Below are 16210 nucleotides of genomic sequence, written 5' to 3'. Positions count from 1 at the left end.
GCACTCAGCTGAAAACGGGAAGTTCCGCTTCAACTCGACTAGTCCTGTTCCGGCCCATTCCACTCGATATCGCGCGTCGACGCAGCCTGAAGGCTGATGCGCTGGCGCAGTGCTGTGCCGGCGATCTCGGCCAGCGTGCGCCACTGCGCCCGCTTCGGCGCGGGGTCGCCCGGCCAGTCGAGCAGCTCATCGGCATCGTGCATCGCCTGGCGAAAGCTGCCGAGACCACCGGAGCGCAGTGCCGCCGGCATCCCGTAGATCCACATCGCAAGCCTCACCGTCTGCGGCGCCGTCACGTCGGGCTTCACCTCGGCGCCATCCTCCAGGACCGCGTCGGCGAAGCGCCGCGGATCGCGAAAGAAGTGCAGGCCGCTCACGGCGCGCGGATTGCACTCCAGTGGCAGCACCCTGCCGTTGTTCTCGCGCATCAGGTCGAAGGATATCTGGCCGGTCCAGCCGGCGCCGGCGACGAAGGTTTCGACGAAGCGCCGCGCCGCGATATCCTCGACCGGCTCGAAACAGATGCCGGCGCCCTTGCCGGCGCGATAGAGCGAACGGTAGAGCGCCAGCGCTTTGAGTTCACCCTCGATCGCCACCGCATAGGCGCTGATCTCTTCACCGGCGACGTAGCGCTGCGCCACCCAAGGAGCGGCGGGCGAGGGGCGGACGGCGTCGAGTTCGTCCGGCGATGGCCGCAGCAGTACGTCACGGGCAAAACGTGACCACACAGGTTTGAACACCAATTCGCGCGATTGGCCACGAACGCCGTCGAGATCGGCCTCGCTTTGCAGCAGTATCGTTTCCGGCACGTCGAGCCCAAGGCTCTGCGCCAGCCGGATGAAGGCATGCTTGTCGTGAACGCGGGCGAGCATCGCCATCTCGGGTGCGAAGAGGCGGGCCGGCATGGCGCGGTGCTGCCAGAGACGACCGAGATAAAAGACTTCCTCGCAGGTCGGGATAACGAGTTCGATGCCTTCCGCGCGGACAAGCGCTTCCACCGCCTTGGCATAGGCGTCGGCGGCAAAGCGCGGCGGCGGCAGGCGATGGTAGGCGGCGCAGGCCGTGCTCGCTGCGGCGATCGGCCGGGCCGGGCTGTCGGCCAGGATCACCCGGCGACCGGCGCCATGCAGCAGCCGCGCCAGGTGCAGCGCCACCGGCGCGCGGGCACCGGTGATCAGCACGGTGCTATTGGGCATGAGCCACCGGCATCGGTTGGAAAAGACGAGTCGATGCTTCTGCGGAAGGCTTCATTCGCCATAAGTGCCACATGGCTTGCGTGCCGCCAACGCACTCCACAAAGGTGGCTCCGCTGCGTCAGCCATCGCTTTTTGGCCTTCGGGGCGTTATTGGCAATCTGTCGAACACCCGGATCTCCTCAATGCGCTTTCTGTTTGTCCTGATACTGCTTGCCGGCGCCGCCATTGGCTTCGTCTATCCCTGGGCCATGAGCAATTTCTCCGGCCACGAGATCGGCACCTGGCGCGTCTACGACCAGGGACGGTTTAGGCCTGTGACGGTGACGCTGAAAGCTGGCGACGCGCCGGTCAGAGTGCTGGTCGACCTGACGGCAAAGGCCGAGCGCATTGTCTCGCAGCAGCGCACCGTGCTGACGCTGACTGCCGCCACAGCCGGGCGCACGGTGCTTGCCTCGACGCTGCAATTCAACCACGCCGACAATCCGCGCCAGGTCAGCCCGCAACTGCCCGACAAGATCTTTCGCGACGAGGCCGGCGTGATCGAAACCGTCAGTCCAGGCGCCTATCTCTTCACCGCCGGCCCGGGCGACGCCGACGATATCCCGATACGCGCAGTGGATCTGATACTGCGCTCCGGCGCCGGTGAGATCGATCAACGCGCACGGCCGGTTGGCTATGGGCTGATGGCCGTCGGCCTGATCGGCTTCCTGCTTACTCTGGCTTTCGGCGGTCGCCGGCCGGAGAACCCGAACTCGAAGCCGCCACCGCCGCGTTGGGGCAGAGGCTCCTCGACATGAGCGCAGCATGAACTACCGTCACGCCTATCACGCCGGCAATTTCGCCGACGTCGTCAAGCATGTCGTGCTCAGCCTTCTGCTCGACTATCTGAAGCAAAAGGACAAGGCGTTCCGTGTCGTCGACACTCATGCCGGCATTGGCCGCTACGATCTTTCGTCGGCGGAAGCGCAAAAGACCGGCGAATGGCAAGGCGGCATCGGCCGCCTCATCCACGCCCCGATCGAAAAATCGGCGGCTGCGCTGCTTGCCCCCTATCTTGAAGCGGTGCGTTCGCTCAATCCCGATGGCGGGGTGAAGAAATATCCGGGCTCGCCATTGATCGCCAGGTACCTCATGCGAAAGCAGGACCGGTTGTCGGCGATCGAATTGCACGACGCAGATGCTGCCAGGCTGAAGACGCTGTTTGCCGGCGATTTCCAGACAAGGGTGATCGAACTCGACGGCTGGCTGGCGCTTGGCGCGCATCTGCCGCCAAAGGAAAAGCGCGGCCTGGTGCTGATCGATCCGCCGTTCGAAGAAGCCGGCGAATTCGACCGCCTGGTCGACGGAATGCAGAAAGCGCACAGGCGCTGGCCGGGTGGCATCTACGCGCTGTGGTATCCGATCAAGGACCGCAAAGCGATCATCGCCTTCCGCAAGGCGCTCAAGCAATCCGGCGTTCCAAAACTGCTCGACATCGAGTTCGAGATCCGGCCGGCATCGCGTGAACCAAGCCTCGACGGCAGCGGCATGGTGGTGGTCAACCCGCCCTTCACGCTGGAGCGCGAACTGCGCATCGTGCTGCCGGTCCTGCACAGATTGCTGGCGGTCGAAAAGCCGGCGCACTGGTCGCTGGAATGGCTGGCCGGGGAGTAGCGACGCTTCGCAGCGGGCGACGCCCGCGGCAAAGACACAAAGTCGCTAGAAGTTTTGACGGTGGCGCCATCCGCGAATGCTCAGCTGTGTTCAACGAACCGAAACCATGGAGATGCACATCTAATCGGCTTGGCGTTGACGCTAATCCCAGAATCAGATAGATAGATGTCTAATTATTAGATTTCGAATCGAAGCCAAGATCGACAAAAAAGGAACGGGTCAACGCGATAGGCTTCGCGATGTCGCGCTGGCAGGATGCCGTTGAAACGTTCGATGGGACCGTTGCCGAAATCTATGTGCTGAGCGCTGCCGAGCGCCGCTGTCTCGGCGCGATCAGTCACGGCCCGCGGCCGGCAAACGTCGTAGCGAGGGAGACAAATCTCACGCCGGCGGCGGTTACGACGTTGATTGACCGGCTGGAAAAGCGCGGCTTCGTCAGCCGCCAGCCGGATCCCGATGACAGGCGCAAGGTCATGGTCGCGGCGGGCACCGAGGAACTCGTCCGGCGCTGCTACCATCCGATCCTCGAGGCGGGCGACGCATTGCTGGAGAAATATTCGGCGGCCGAGATGCAGTTTTTGCTCGGCTTATCAAGAGGTCGAAGCGATGCAGAAGGCGCAGACCGAGAGGGTGCGCGGCAAAGCAAAACCGGTGCGTTGAGAGAAGGCATCGGAGGATGGTCCGGCGCAACGCCGGTCCGGTTTCAACTGTGTACTGTCAAGGAGACGCTATGCCCCGTATGATCTTCGTCAACTTGCCTGTCGCCGACCTCGCTGCGTCGATGGCCTTCTACAAAGCTCTCGGTTTCGACAACAACCCGCACTTCACCGACGACACCGCAGCCTGCATGGTGCTGAGCGAAACGATTAACGTCATGCTGCTCACCCATGCCAAATGGCGTCAGTTCACCGATCGCCCCATCCCGCCGGCCACCTCGAGCGAGGTCATGCTTGCCGTGTCCTGCGACAGCCGCGCGGCGGTCGATGCGATGAACGAGGCGGCGGCGAAAAATGGCGGCGCCGCCGACATCAACGCCCAGCAGGATTATGGCTTCATGTACAATCGCAGCCTGGCCGATCCTGACGGCCACGTCTGGGAAGCGATGTGGATGGACCCGGCCGCCATACCGCAGGGCGACGCCAAGCAAGGCTGAACCGGGTTTCGGCGGCCCGCCGGCCATGGGCAGGCCGCTTTTCCTAATGGGCAAGGCGAGCTTTTTCGAAGGTCAGGACGTGGTTTCGCAGCTTCGCACCGGCAAAACCGGTTGCGGAGCGGGAAACCATCGTCAGGGCGACCGCTTGACCGCGCGCCGCCGAATCCGCAAAGTGGGCGCAGTCGACCTTTGAGAGGCTGCCATGACTCGCTTTGCCAAATCCGCTCTTGCTGCCCTGATTTCGCTTTGCACGCCGCTGGCCGCACCCCTTGGCCAGCCAGCACAGGCCGCCGACCTTTCCGTCTATTCCGACGAGGACAGCGGCGTTTGCGGCGAGGCATGGGTGCTAAGCAAGATCTCCAGCCGCTTCTCCTACCAGGTGCATCACGTGCCGCATCTGCCGGATGTTTCGATCACCGATTTTCAACGCATCCACCAGCATCGCTATCTCCCGGCCAGCGAAGAATGGCCGATCGGCCGCCGCTATTGCGGCGCCACCGTCAGCCTTTCCGATGGCCGCGCCCGCACCATCTGGTACTTGATCGAGGAAGGCCAGGGTTTTGCCTCGATCGGCGACAATGTCGAATTCTGCGTCTCGGGCTTCGACCGCTGGATGGTCTACAACGGCCGCTGCCGCGTCCTGCGCTAAGGTCGGATAAGAACCGCCGTTGAACCTGCCATCTCCCCGCAAGGGGGAGATCTGATGTCGCTCCGGATTCGCCAATCTCCGAACTGCTGCCGCTGCCTCACACCGCCTTCCCACCAGATACGTAAGCGCAGATCAGCTCGACCAACTGCTTCTGCAGTTCCGGCGCGTCGAGCATGTCTCGCCGCGCGGCATTGTGGATGACGCCCTCGACCGCTGAGGACAGCACCCGGGCCACGGTCTCATTGTCCTTTCTGCGCCTGCGATATTGCGCCACCGCCGCCGTGTAGTGATCCAGATAGCGCGACTGGAACGAGGCATGGGCGGCGCGTGAGCCGCGATCGCCCGGCGCCTCGTCGAGCAGCACCTGATGCAGCGTCGGATGGATGCTGTGCGCATCGATCATGCCGCGCACCAGCTCCTGCGCGAATCGCTTGAGCGGCTTGTCGCCTTCTGCTGATTCGGCGATCACCGACAGCACCTGATCGAAATGTCGCCGGCGAATTGCTTCGACCAGCGACAGCTTGTCGGGAAAATATTGATAGAGCGAGCCGATGCTGACGCCGGCCGCATCGGCCACCTTGTTGGTGGTGAAGCCGGCCCAGCCGAGCGCGCTCAGAACATGAGCACCGGCTTCGATGAGCGCCTCGACCGTCGCTCTCGAACGCGCCTGGCGCGGCTGCTTGCGCATGCGTGAGCGCGGCTTTGCAATGCGAGTAGACATGTCTGCTCCAGCAGCCAAGAATATAGATAACATACTCACATTTTTTGCAAAGGATATAGACCATGGACGCGCTGGATTTGCTCCGCAGCCTCTTCGTTTATCAAGCCTGGGCGAACGGTGAATTGCTGGAGAAGCTTGCGGGCCTCGACCAGCAGGAGCATATCGATCAGAGCCACACGGCGACCCGTCTCATCAACCACAACCTTGTCGTATCGAAGATATTCGCCGCGCATCTTTCCGGCACGCGTCATGGCTATGCGTCCAACAACACCGAGGACACACCGGCACTCGATGAATTGAGCGCTGATGTCGCTGCGATGGATCGTTGGTATCTCGACTATATCGAAGCCGTCTCGCCAAAGCTCATGTCAGAGCCTGTGGCTTTCACCTTCACCGACGGCGACAGGGCGATGATGTCACGCCAGGAAATGCTGACACATGTCGTCACGCATGGCGGCTATCACCGCGGCGAGATCGGGCGGATCCTGATGCAGATCGGCATTGCGCCGCCGTGGGATACGTTTGCCGTCCACCTCCACCACGCCGAGCCTTCGCGCCGGCTGCAGGTGCGCGAGCGGTTGGCGCTTAGGGGCCTGCACCCCGTGGCTTCCAAGGGATCGCGGCTTCCCGGGAGGAGGATTCCCCGATCTTCGTTTCCCATTTCCGTTAGGCATCTCTTGCGCCGAAGCTGGCGATCTCCCTTCTCGTCTGGGAAACTCCGACACAACAGGCTGTCCCTTCAAGTGCTGTCTTTCCTGGCTTCCATCCAACCACTTTCGATATACGAGTAAAAAGCTCGCGTCTAGTTTAGTGCTGTTCCTGCAACCGTTGGGATGAAGCAAGATCAGCCTCTGCTGTGCGATGATTGTTGCCATCCGATAGGCCGCCGATGACCGCGTGAGATCGACGGCGTTGCAAGAGAATGTGAGCTTGACGAGAAGATCGTGTGAGTCGCGATATCAGAGATTTCTCTCGCAATAGTTCGCTGCGAAGCGGGAAGATTCTTTGCCGATTTCTGTGCCGATCATTGCGATCATGCTCTCAGCGTAACCGAAACTTAATCTGCAAAATTCTATGTAATGCTTCGCTGGCTAGATACGCACGAGTCAGATATGCATTAGCTCGCCGGGTCACTCACGGCCATCGGCACAAACGCAAGGGGCATCGCATGGCAAAGACCACGACGAAGGCGCCGGCGGCGAAAGCGCCGGCAAAGAAAGCGGCACCGAAAGCTGCCGCGAAACCTGCAGCAGTAAAGAAGGCAGCACCGAAGGCAGCGGCAAAGCCGGCCGCCAAGGCAGCGGCAAAGCCGGCAGCTAAGGCAGTTGCAAAACCCGCCGCCAAGGCAGCAGCGAAACCCGCCGCCAAGAAGCCGGCCGCCAAGGCTGTGGCGAAGCCTGCTGCGAAGGCAGCAGCCAAGCCCGCCGCCAAGAAGCCGGCAGCCAAGACAGCGGCAAAACCCGCCGCCAAGGCTCCGATGAAGGCCGCCGCCGCCAAGTCGACGGCAGCTGTGAAGAAGGCTGCACCGGCCAAAAAGCCAGCCGCCAAGAAGAAGTAACAGCGGACCATCTCAAAGCTCCCGGGAACTTTGCCGACTGGCAGATTCCCGGGAGCTTTTTTGTTGTGATTTAGGTCTTGTTTTGATGCATGTCGTTCTCTCGAAATTGACGCCACTTCTGTGAGACATGCATTGGCGATTTCATTGTCGGCGGATTGGCCGCCTGGTTTTGCCCTTCTGGCAGTTGCTCCCTCAGGGAAGATCGGCCAACACTAAGGCGGTCGCATCCGATGGGGTTCAGGCGACGCGCTCTAGACCTTTGTTTTACGCGCGTCGTTCTCAAGACCGGAGCCGCATTGTTGAGCGACATGCACTGGCCGTCCGAAAACAGGGAACCGATCATGCCGAAGCTGCTCTACGCGTCCTCATCCCCCTACAGTTCCAAGGTGCGCATGGCAGCACTCCATGCCGGCATTGCCGTCGAGCTGGTGCCGGTCAAGACCGAGGACAAGCCTGCTGAACTGATGTCAGCCAATCCTCTCGGCAAGATTCCGGTGCTGGTGCTCGACGACGGCCGCTCGATCCACGACAGCCGCGCCATCACCCAGCATCTCAACCGCGCTTCCAAGAGCCTGTTGTTGCCGCGCAATGCCGACAAGCGCCTCGAGGCCGAAGTGCTGGAGGCGCTGGCCGACGGCATATGCGACTGCGCGCTGTCGATGGTCTATGAGCGGCGCACGCGTCCGGAGGAGATGGTCTATCAACCCTGGCTCGATCGCCAGTGGACCAAGATCACCGCCGCACTCGATTTCCTCAACGCCAATCCGCCGAAGCTGCCGAAGAAGATCACGCTTGGCCAGCTGGCGTTGCGTGCCTGCCTCGGCTACCTCTCTCTGCGCTTCGCCGGCAAATGGGAAAAGGGCCGCGGCCGCCTGACCCGCTGGGCAGCGCGTTTCGATGAGAAGTTTCCGGGGCTGAAGGTGGCTGTGCCGGCCTGACGGGCGAAACAAAAAAAGCCGGGCGCGAGGCCCGGCTTTCTTGTGTCGTGGCTTGAACGACAGTTAGAACTTCATACCGACGCCGAAGGTGACGCGGTTGTCGCTCTCTTTGACCTTGGTGCCGACACTGTCGAAGCTCTTGGAACCGAAGTCGGTGTAGCGGTACTCGACACGGCCGAACACATTGTCGGTGATCTTGATGTCGGTGCCGACGCCGGCCGTCCAGCCGAGCATGGTGTTGCTGTCGCTGTCGCCGGGGACCGAGACCTTCTGGTTCTTCAGGGCGCCGCCGCCGGTGCCGTAGAGCAGGATTTCCGGGGTCACGGCGTAACCCAGACGGGCGCGCAGAGAGCCTTCGAAGCCGCCCTTGGAATTGACGCCGCCGCTGTCACCCTTGACGCCATTGTAGCCGAGATCGGCTTCAGCACCGTACACGAAGTTTTCCTGCTGCCACTGGTAGCCGCCGAAAACGCCGCCGACAAAGCCCTTGGTCTTGATGTCGGGGCCGCCGTCCTGGACTTTGGCATGACCGCTGAAGCCGTAGCCGGCGCTGAGACCGGCATACGGGCCGGCCCAGGAAGCGACGGGGAGCTCGGCGATCGGGGCCGGCGCCGGGGGCTCTTCCGAGACGACATCGGCAGCAAAAGCGGTACCGCTGAGGGCGAAGAGCCCGAGCGCAACCGCGAGCGGCGCGAATTTGAGATTGGTTTGCATTGTTGTTTACTCCTTAAGCCACAAGACACGTAGGCTTGTTTGTCCTGAGCGCCATCAACCCGTCCGGGGGGTGAAACGGATCTGGCACTCAACGGTTCCGAATGTCGTGTCAAAATGCGGCGGCAGCGAACCTGAAAATGGGTCATTCCCCGGCACGAATGAGGCCGAAGCTTGACGTTGCATCTTCGCAACAGCGAAATGTCAGTACGCAGGCGATGCTGCACTGCACTCGGCTTGGTGCAACGGGTTCAGCGTCCTATATTGCGGTCCTGCCGACCCGAATCCGGGGCGGTGCCGGCGGCGAAAAAGCCGTTTCGCCACATTCCTGCCCCAGGTGGAAACGGCATTTAACCCCTGGACGCGTCACAATGTGCCGCCAGCCGAATTGAGGCGCAGATTGAGGATTGACAGATGATCGAAGCCGCCGGAACGGCGCTGGTGACGGGCGGGGGGAAGCGGATCGGCAAGGCGATCGTCGAGGATCTGGCCGCGCACGGTTTTGCCGTCGCCATCCACGCCAACCGCTCGACCGCCGAGGCCGACGCGCTGGCTGCGAACATCAGGGACGGAGGCGGCCGCGCCGGCGCGGTAGCCGCCGATCTGACCGACATGGATGCGGTTGGCGATCTCGTCGGCCGCGCCGCGGCAGCGCTCGGCCCGGTCACGCTTCTTGTCAACAATGCGTCGCTGTTCGTCGACGATAGCGTCGAGGACTTCGACTGGGCGGCATGGGACCTTCACTTCGCCATCCATGTGAAGACGCCGGCGCTGTTGGCGCAAAACTTCGCCCGCGCCTTGCCGCAAGGGCAGGAGGGGCTGATCGTCAACATCATCGACCAGCGCGTCTGGCGGCCGACGCCGCGCTATTTCTCCTATGCGCTGTCGAAGTCGGCCCTGTGGACGCAGACCGAAATGCTGGCACAGGCGCTCGGTCCGCGCATCCGCGTCAACGCCATCGGTCCCGGTCCGGCGCTGAAGAATGCGCGCCAGGACGATGATGATTTCCAAAAGCAGGTCGATGGCCTGATTCTGAAGCGCGGCCCGCAATTGGCCGAATTCGGCGCCACCATCCGCTATCTCTGGGAGGCGCGCTCGGTGACCGGCCAGATGATCGCGCTCGACGGCGGCCAGCATCTTGCATGGCAGACGCCGGATGTGACAGGCATGGTGGAATGAGTCCCGCAGACCAGAAACACAAGACGCGCGCCGGCGCCGCCGACGATATGCCGCCTGACATCGAGCTTGAGGATGAAGCGGTCGAGGAGATCGTCGAGCCCGAGGCCACCGGGCCCGATGTCGCCTTCACAGCGATAGACTGGGCGCCGCATGCCGGCGACGCCGACGGCATGGTCGGCGCGGAGGTCATCCAGACATTGGTCAAGCGGCTGCCCAATGCGCCCGGCGTCTACCGCATGATGAACGCTGCCGGCGACGTGCTTTATGTCGGCAAGGCGCGCAGCCTGAAGAAGCGGGTGACCAACTACGCGCAAGGCCGGTTCCACACCGCCCGCATCGGCCGCATGGTGCGCGAGACATCGACGATGGAGTTCGTCGTCACCCGCACCGAAATCGAAGCGCTGCTGCTCGAGGCCAATCTCATCAAGCGCTTGCGGCCGCGTTTTAATGTGCTGATGCGGGACGACAAGTCGTTCCCTTACATCCTGTTGACCGGCGATCACGTCTCGCCCGGCATCTACAAGCATCGCGGTGCGCGCTCGCGCAAGGGCGACTATTTCGGACCTTTTGCGTCGGCCGGCGCGGTCGGGCGCACCATCAATTCGCTGCAGCGCGCCTTCCTGCTCAGGAGCTGCACCAACTCCTTTTACGAAAACCGCACCCGGCCGTGCCTGCTCTACCAGATCAAGCGCTGTGCCGGTCCATGTACCGGGGAGATCTCGCATAGCGACTATGCCGAGCTGGTCAGCGAGGCGAAGGATTTTCTGTCGGGCCGCAGCCAGAAGGTGAAGACCGAAATCTCTGCCGCCATGCAGCAGGCCTCGCAGGAGCTCGATTTCGAGCGCGCCGCCATTTATCGCGACCGGTTGGCTGCACTGTCCCATGTGCAGAGCCATCAGGGCATCAACCCGGCCACGGTCGACGAGGCCGATGTCTTTGCCATCCATCAGGAGGGCGGCCAGGTCTGTATCCAGGTGTTTTTCTTCCGCACCGGCCAGAACTGGGGCAACCGCGCCTATTTCCCCAAGGCCGATCCGGCACTGGAGGGGGCGGAAGTGCTGGGCTCGTTCCTGGCGCAGTTCTATGACGACAAGCCGACGCCACGGAACATCCTTCTGTCGCGAGGCGTCCAGGATCAGGAACTGTTGGCCGAAGCGCTGTCCACCCGCGCCGGCCGTAAAGTGTCGATCTCGGTGCCGCAGCGCGGCGAGAAGAAGGATTTGACCGACAACGCGCTGCAGAATGCCCGCGAGGCGCTCGGCCGCCGCCTGGCCGAAACCTCCACGCAAGGCCGGCTGCTCGCCGGCTTTGCCGAGACCTTCGGCCTGCCGAAGCCGCCGGTGCGCATCGAGGTCTATGACAATTCGCATATTATGGGCACCAACGCCGTTGGCGCCATGGTCGTCGCCGGGCCGGAAGGGTTTGTGAAGAACCAGTACCGCAAATTCAACATCCGCTCGACCGAGATCACGCCCGGTGACGATTTCGGCATGATGCGCGAGATGATGGAACGGCGCTTTTCGCGGCTGCTGAAGGAACATGGCGATGTCGTTCCCGACGACGCGGCAGCCGGTGGAGCAGGCGACGACATCGAAGAAGACGTCTCCGGCAGCTTCCCGGCCTGGCCCGACGTCATCCTGATCGATGGCGGCCAGGGCCAGATGAGCGCGGTGCGCAAGATCCTCGCCGACCTCGGCATCGAGGATCGCGTGGCGGCCATCGGCATCGCCAAGGGCCAGGACCGCGATGCCGGCCGCGAGCGTTTCTTCGTCAGAGGCAGGGACTCGTTTTCGCTGCCCGTCCGCGATCCCGTGCTCTATTTCGTCCAGCGGCTGCGCGACGAGGTCCATCGCTTCGCCATCGGTTCGCACCGCGCGCGGCGCAAGAAGGAATTGGTCAAGAGCCCGCTCGACGAGATCGCCGGCATCGGTCCCGGCCGCAAGCGCGCGCTGCTGCTGGCCTTCGGCACTGCGAAGGCGGTCAGCCGCGCGGCAGTCGAGGATCTGGTCAAGGTCGACGGTATTTCAGAGCAGGTCGCCAAGCTCGTCTACAATCATTTCCATGAGAGCTGAGCGCCGGTGACGCCGCTGTCCCGATCAAATGGCAGCAGCCGTTCTTTTCTCGCAGGCCACTCGAATCCCGGCAATCGCGCGCTATTTTCGTCTGGCCAATCGAATCTCGCCTGTTGACCCCCTACATCCGGTTCTGATTTGAGTACGCAGGCAGAAAGAGTCCCTGAGATATGGCCAAGCGCGCGTTCAACCTGCCTAACATGCTTACCTATGCCCGCATCGTCGCGGTGCCGCTGGTGGTGCTGTGCTTTTTTCTCGAGGGGCATCTGAAATCGAGCGACTTCGCCCGCTGGTCGGCGTTGATCATCTTCCTGCTGGCTTCGATCACCGACTATCTCGACGGCTATCTGGCGCGCGCCTGGCAGCAGACGTCCAACATCGGCAAGATGCTGGATCCGATCGCCGATAAACTGCTGGTCGCCACCTGCCTGCTGCTGCTCGCCGCCGACACCGACCGCCATGCCGGCATCGCAGGCTGGTCGCTGTGGGCGGCAATCATCATCCTGTGCCGCGAAATCCTGGTTTCGGGGCTGCGCGAATATTTGGCTGCATTGAAAGTCTCGGTGCCGGTGACGCAGCTCGCCAAATGGAAGACCGCCATCCAGATGGTCGCCATCGCCTTCCTGCTGGCCGGGCCTGCCGGCGACAAGATCTTCCCGCTGACCACGCAGACCGGACTGGTGCTGCTGTGGATCGCAGCCCTCGTCACGCTCTACACCGGCTACGACTATTTCCGCGCCGGCCTCAAGCACATCATGGACGAGTGAGATGATCACCCGGCTCATTTATTTCGCCTGGGTGCGCGAACGGATCGGCAAGCCGGAAGAGGATGTCGAACTGCCCGCCGGTATCGAGACGGTGGCCGACCTCCTGCGCTGGCTGAAATCGCGTGGCGAGGAATATGAGCACGCGCTGCAATATCCTGATGTGATCCGCGTCGCCATCAACCAGGAACATGTCGAGCATCGCGAGAAGATAGCCGGCGCGCGCGAGATCGCGCTGTTTCCGCCGATGACCGGGGGCTGACACCATGTCCGGCGCGCCGACGGTGCGCATCCAGCGCGACGATTTCGACGTTGCCGCCGAGATCGCGAAACTGACCGGGGGTCGCGCCGACATCGGCGCCGTGGTGTCCTTCTCAGGACTTTGCCGCGACGAGCAGGGCCAGCTGTCGGCGCTGGAACTCGAGCACTATCCAGGCATGGCCGAGGCCGAAATCAGCCGGATCGCCGGCGAGGCGCTTCAGCGCTGGCCGTTGCAAGGCCTGACCGTCATCCATCGCCACGGCAAGATCGCACCGGGCGAAAACATAGTGCTGGTGGTGGCGGCGTCCTCGCACCGGCAGGCGGCGTTCGAGGCGGCGAATTTCCTGATGGATTTCCTGAAATCGCGTGCGCCTTTCTGGAAGAAGGAGCACCGCGTGGACGGCAGCGATGGCGGCTGGGTCGAGGCCAAGGACGCCGACGAGCAGGCTGCGGCGCGCTGGAAGGCGCGGCCCGAATAAATCTCGGCGCAGCCATGTATTGACCGCATTCCCTTGGCCAAATCGCATCGGCAAAAAGGGAGCAAGGGCATGCTGGACAGGATCGCCGAATTCTTCGTCTTCGGTTTTGTGCCGCTGGTTATCGGCGTTCTGGCCGTTCCCGAGCCTTCCGTCGCCGCCGAAAAAACCCTGAAAGGCGAGGTGATGTATCGCGAGCGCATCGCGCTGCCGCCCAACGCCGTGCTGTCGGTTCAACTTGCCGATGTATCGCTGGCCGATGCGCCGGCCGCCATTGTCGGCGAGCGCAAGGTAGCGCCGGCCGGCCAGGTGCCGATCAAGTTCGAGATCAGCTTCGATCCAACGGTGATCCGGCCCAACATGACCTATGCGCTGCAGGCGCGCATCACCGCCGACGACAAGCTGCTGTTCCTCACGGACTCGCGCTATCAGGTCGATCCGCTCAGCGAGGCGCCGCAGGCCATTGTGCTGAAAATGGTGGCGCCGAGCGACAAGCCGACCTCGGCCTCGCTGTCCGGCCAGAGCTGGCTAGTCGAATATATCGACGGTATCGGCGTGATTTCGGAGCCGCAGGCGACGTTCCGGGTCAGCGAAGCCGGCAAGGCGGGCGGCAGCGGCCCGTGCAACGCCTATTTCGCCACCGCCAAAGTCGATGGCGAGACCATCGTCATCAGCGACATCGGCTCGACCTACAAGGCCTGCGCGCCGGAGATCATGGCCGAGGAAAAGGCGCTGTTCGAGGCGCTCGCCAAGGCGGCGTCATACCGTGTCGATGGCGGCAAGCTGATCATCGCCGACAAGGACGGCCACGATATCTTGCGCTTCAACGCAGCGAGCTAAGAATCAAGACTGCGGCGGCGGGGGCGCCGGCGTCAGGCCGAACCGGCGCATCAGGTCCATCAGCCTGGTGCGGTCTGGCGGGCCGCCAGTGCTGAAGATGGCGAAGGCCTCGCGAAAATATTCCGGGCCGATCGCCGCCGGTGTCACCACGCACAGCACCTTGGCGGTCGCGGCGGTGTCGTTGTCGAAGCGATGGACCGCGCCGCGCGGAATGCACAGCGCCTGCCCAGGCCCGATATCGTGCCGGTGTCCGTCGACGGTCAGCGTCAGCACGCCTTCGATCCCGTACATCGTCTCTTCATAGTGATCGTGGCTGTGCGCCGGGGCGGGCAGGCGCTGCGAGCCGGCGACCGTCAGTTCGAAGGCGGCGATGCTGCCGTTCGACTGGTCGCCGGTAAGCAGGAAGCGCACGGCAAGGCCGCCATGGCTGATTGTCTCGTCGGCCGGATTACGCTGATCTGGCTAGCTCTGTCTAGCATTTCATCCTCCCACGTGGTAAATTGAATTTACCGAAATGAGTAAACTCAATTTACCAGAGTGTCAATGCCATTATCCGCGGAAGAACCGCCAAAGAAGCCACCGCTGATCGGTGCACTGCTGCGCGTTCCGGCCATGGCCATTCACCGCAAGCTGATCAGGGATCTCAGGGCGTCGGGTTTCGAGGACCTCAGCCCGCCGCATATGGCGGTGATCCAATATCCCGGCCCGGATGGCCTTCGGCCGAGCGCGCTCGCCGAGCGCGCCGCGATGAGCAAGCAGGCCATGAATCAACTGCTGAAGACGCTGGAAGCGATGGGTTATATCACTCGCTCGGCGGCACCCGATGAGAGCGGCGGGACCGTCGTCCACTTCACCGACCGCGGGCGCGCCGCATACCAGAAGATGGCCGACATCCTGCTCGACGTCGAGCGGGAATGGGCGCAGGAGCTTGGGCAGAAGCGCTTCACCGAGCTGAAAACGCTGCTCGGCGACCTCTGGGACACGCCGCTCATTCGTTGAGCTCAGACCGGCTTCGCCTTCTCGAACATCGCCCCATAGTGATAGGGCGGCACCTCGACCAGTTTAACAAGCTTCAGGCCGCCGGCTTCGGCATCCGCGATGGTCTGTTGAGGTGACAACCTGAGTTCGGTTCGCGGGCCACGCGGCTCGCCCAGCACTGTCGTCGTCTCGCGAGGCTGCCCGTGCCAGTTGACGATCGCAAAATGTCCACCGGGGACGAGTGCTTCGCGCACGGCACGTACCAGCCGCGGCCGGTCTGGCACGCCGTGGAAGGCGTTGGCCAGGAAGACGAAGTCGACGGGCCGGGACACGAGACTCGCGAGTTCGTAGGCGTCGCCGGCGACGAATTCGCAATTGGTCGCGCCGGCGCCGATCAGACGTCGTTGCGCGGCCTCCAGCAGGTCGGCGTCGATATCGATGGCGATGACACGGCGGGCGACCGTGGCGATCGGCAGCGTAAACCAGCCGTCGCCGCAGCAGAGGTCGACCACCTCCATGCCCGGCTTCAGCCCGGTTGCCGCAAGCACGCCGGCGGGATCAGGCCACAGCGCCTCCCACCAGCCGCTCGACGGCATCTCGGTGCCCTGGAAGAAACCGGGGATGGCGCTGGTCATGGTCGGGTCGGTTCCGCTGGTGCCTGGGCCGACTTTAGCTGAGACCGATCTTCGGGGGAGTGCAGGGAGGTCCGACGCCAAGAAAAAAGGCCGGCGAAATGAACTGACCCCCGAAAGTTGGACACAACCTTCGGGGGTTTTGCATGTCCAAATACAGCGAGAGTTTCAAGCGCTCGGTTGTCGACATCTATTTAGGCGAGGATGAGGGCTACGCGAGCGCGGCGTCAATGCATGGCGTTGATGCGGCCACTGTTCGCAAGTGGGTTGCGTTGTACCAGGCCCATGGAGATGCCGGGCTATCTGCCAAGTACGATCGTTATGACGCGGCGTTCAGGCTGTCGGTGCTTGAGCGGATGTGGGAGGAAGGTCTGTCGTATCGGCAGACGGCTGCATTGTTCAATATCCGCAATGCCAGTTGCCTGACGG

Annotated in this window: 21 protein-coding genes; 16 read left to right on the top strand and 5 right to left on the bottom strand. The window is 62.9% G+C overall.

Translation table 11 applies throughout. From position 1 onward, the window contains the following. Positions 1 to 38: 38 nt before the first annotated feature. Positions 39 to 1196, bottom strand: a complete 1158-nt coding sequence (locus NKI61_RS17450; protein ID WP_027048820.1) for an ATP-grasp domain-containing protein — start codon at positions 1194 to 1196, stop codon at positions 39 to 41. Positions 1197 to 1378: 182 nt separating this feature from the next. On the opposite strand from NKI61_RS17450, the gene NKI61_RS17445 reads away from it, so the two are divergent. From NKI61_RS17445 to NKI61_RS17425, 5 genes are all read left to right on the top strand, one after another. Beyond that, a complete protein-coding gene (locus NKI61_RS17445) occupies positions 1379 to 1993 on the top strand; it encodes a hypothetical protein (protein WP_023684715.1) in 615 nt (204 codons plus the stop codon). Between the two features lie 7 nt (positions 1994 to 2000). Next, entirely contained in the window at positions 2001 to 2849 is an 849-nt protein-coding gene (locus NKI61_RS17440; RefSeq protein WP_023705344.1) for a 23S rRNA (adenine(2030)-N(6))-methyltransferase RlmJ, read from the top strand. Positions 2850 to 3088: 239 nt separating this feature from the next. Continuing rightward, positions 3089 to 3592, top strand: a complete 504-nt coding sequence (locus tag NKI61_RS17435) for a MarR family winged helix-turn-helix transcriptional regulator (protein ID WP_023705343.1) — start codon at positions 3089 to 3091, stop codon at positions 3590 to 3592. Further along, positions 3580 to 4002, top strand: coding sequence for a VOC family protein (locus tag NKI61_RS17430; protein WP_023684718.1), 423 nt, complete (start codon positions 3580 to 3582; stop codon positions 4000 to 4002). The genes NKI61_RS17435 and NKI61_RS17430 overlap by 13 nt, the downstream gene beginning before the upstream one ends. A 202-nt stretch (positions 4003 to 4204) precedes the next feature. After that, positions 4205 to 4651, top strand: a complete 447-nt coding sequence (locus NKI61_RS17425) for a hypothetical protein (protein WP_023673457.1) — start codon at positions 4205 to 4207, stop codon at positions 4649 to 4651. Positions 4652 to 4748: 97 nt separating this feature from the next. Here NKI61_RS17425 and NKI61_RS17420 read toward each other — a convergent pair whose 3' ends face one another. Further along, positions 4749 to 5372 (bottom strand): TetR family transcriptional regulator, encoded by a 624-nt coding sequence (locus tag NKI61_RS17420; RefSeq protein WP_031198064.1) that lies wholly within the window; start codon positions 5370 to 5372, stop codon positions 4749 to 4751. A gap of 62 nt (positions 5373 to 5434) precedes the next feature. Between NKI61_RS17420 and NKI61_RS17415 the strand changes: the two genes are divergently transcribed. The 3 genes from NKI61_RS17415 to NKI61_RS17405 all read left to right on the top strand — a co-directional run bounded on the left by NKI61_RS17415 (position 5435) and on the right by NKI61_RS17405 (position 7868). Next, complete coding sequence (locus NKI61_RS17415; protein ID WP_023742330.1) at positions 5435 to 6163, top strand: DinB family protein; 729 nt, start codon at positions 5435 to 5437, stop codon at positions 6161 to 6163. A 377-nt stretch (positions 6164 to 6540) separates the two neighbouring features. Continuing rightward, a complete protein-coding gene (locus tag NKI61_RS17410) occupies positions 6541 to 6930 on the top strand; it encodes a hypothetical protein (protein WP_023742331.1) in 390 nt (129 codons plus the stop codon). A gap of 341 nt (positions 6931 to 7271) precedes the next feature. Then, on the top strand, positions 7272 to 7868 hold the full coding sequence (locus NKI61_RS17405) for a glutathione S-transferase family protein (protein ID WP_023689091.1): 597 nt from the start codon (positions 7272 to 7274) through the stop codon (positions 7866 to 7868). A gap of 63 nt (positions 7869 to 7931) precedes the next feature. On the opposite strand, the gene NKI61_RS17400 is transcribed toward NKI61_RS17405, so the two are convergent. Beyond that, positions 7932 to 8582, bottom strand: a complete 651-nt coding sequence (locus NKI61_RS17400; RefSeq protein ID WP_023673452.1) for an outer membrane protein — start codon at positions 8580 to 8582, stop codon at positions 7932 to 7934. 411 nt (positions 8583 to 8993) lie between these two features. Between NKI61_RS17400 and NKI61_RS17395 the strand changes: the two genes are divergently transcribed. The 6 genes from NKI61_RS17395 to NKI61_RS17370 all read left to right on the top strand — a co-directional run bounded on the left by NKI61_RS17395 (position 8994) and on the right by NKI61_RS17370 (position 14171). After that, positions 8994 to 9758 (top strand): SDR family oxidoreductase, encoded by a 765-nt coding sequence (locus NKI61_RS17395; RefSeq protein ID WP_023742332.1) that lies wholly within the window; start codon positions 8994 to 8996, stop codon positions 9756 to 9758. Then, positions 9755 to 11830: an excinuclease ABC subunit UvrC gene (gene uvrC, locus NKI61_RS17390; protein WP_352840154.1), complete on the top strand. Its 2076-nt coding sequence runs from the start codon at positions 9755 to 9757 to the stop codon at positions 11828 to 11830. Before NKI61_RS17395 ends, uvrC begins: the two co-directional genes overlap by 4 nt. A 170-nt stretch (positions 11831 to 12000) precedes the next feature. Continuing rightward, positions 12001 to 12597, top strand: a complete 597-nt coding sequence (gene pgsA / locus NKI61_RS17385) for a CDP-diacylglycerol--glycerol-3-phosphate 3-phosphatidyltransferase (protein ID WP_023673449.1) — start codon at positions 12001 to 12003, stop codon at positions 12595 to 12597. A gap of 1 nt (position 12598) precedes the next feature. Further along, a complete protein-coding gene (gene moaD / locus NKI61_RS17380) occupies positions 12599 to 12856 on the top strand; it encodes a molybdopterin converting factor subunit 1 (protein ID WP_023673448.1) in 258 nt (85 codons plus the stop codon). 4 nt (positions 12857 to 12860) lie between these two features. After that, positions 12861 to 13334: a molybdenum cofactor biosynthesis protein MoaE gene (locus NKI61_RS17375; protein ID WP_352840153.1), complete on the top strand. Its 474-nt coding sequence runs from the start codon at positions 12861 to 12863 to the stop codon at positions 13332 to 13334. Positions 13335 to 13403: 69 nt separating this feature from the next. Beyond that, entirely contained in the window at positions 13404 to 14171 is a 768-nt protein-coding gene (locus NKI61_RS17370) for a YbaY family lipoprotein (protein WP_352840151.1), read from the top strand. A gap of 3 nt (positions 14172 to 14174) precedes the next feature. On the opposite strand, the gene NKI61_RS17365 is transcribed toward NKI61_RS17370, so the two are convergent. Further along, the gene (locus NKI61_RS17365; protein WP_352840150.1) at positions 14175 to 14582 is read right to left on the bottom strand and encodes a cupin domain-containing protein; all 408 of its coding nucleotides are present in this window, start codon (positions 14580 to 14582) and stop codon (positions 14175 to 14177) included. A 132-nt stretch (positions 14583 to 14714) separates the two neighbouring features. Here NKI61_RS17365 and NKI61_RS17360 point away from each other — a divergent pair, with 132 nt between their 5' ends. Next, complete coding sequence (locus NKI61_RS17360) at positions 14715 to 15170, top strand: MarR family winged helix-turn-helix transcriptional regulator (protein ID WP_023727329.1); 456 nt, start codon at positions 14715 to 14717, stop codon at positions 15168 to 15170. Positions 15171 to 15172: 2 nt separating this feature from the next. Here the strand turns inward: NKI61_RS17360 and NKI61_RS17355 are convergent, their stop codons facing one another. After that, the gene (locus NKI61_RS17355; RefSeq protein ID WP_352840149.1) at positions 15173 to 15784 is read right to left on the bottom strand and encodes a class I SAM-dependent methyltransferase; all 612 of its coding nucleotides are present in this window, start codon (positions 15782 to 15784) and stop codon (positions 15173 to 15175) included. Between the two features lie 143 nt (positions 15785 to 15927). Here NKI61_RS17355 and NKI61_RS17350 point away from each other — a divergent pair. After that, on the top strand, positions 15928 to 16210 hold a 283-nt coding region (locus NKI61_RS17350), incomplete at its 3' end, for a helix-turn-helix domain-containing protein (protein ID WP_352840148.1).

It is taken from the genome of Mesorhizobium sp. M0514 (assembly GCF_040321145.1).
In the GTDB taxonomy this organism is placed as follows: domain Bacteria; phylum Pseudomonadota; class Alphaproteobacteria; order Rhizobiales; family Rhizobiaceae; genus Mesorhizobium.
This window is presented reverse-complemented; position numbering and strand designations above follow the sequence as displayed.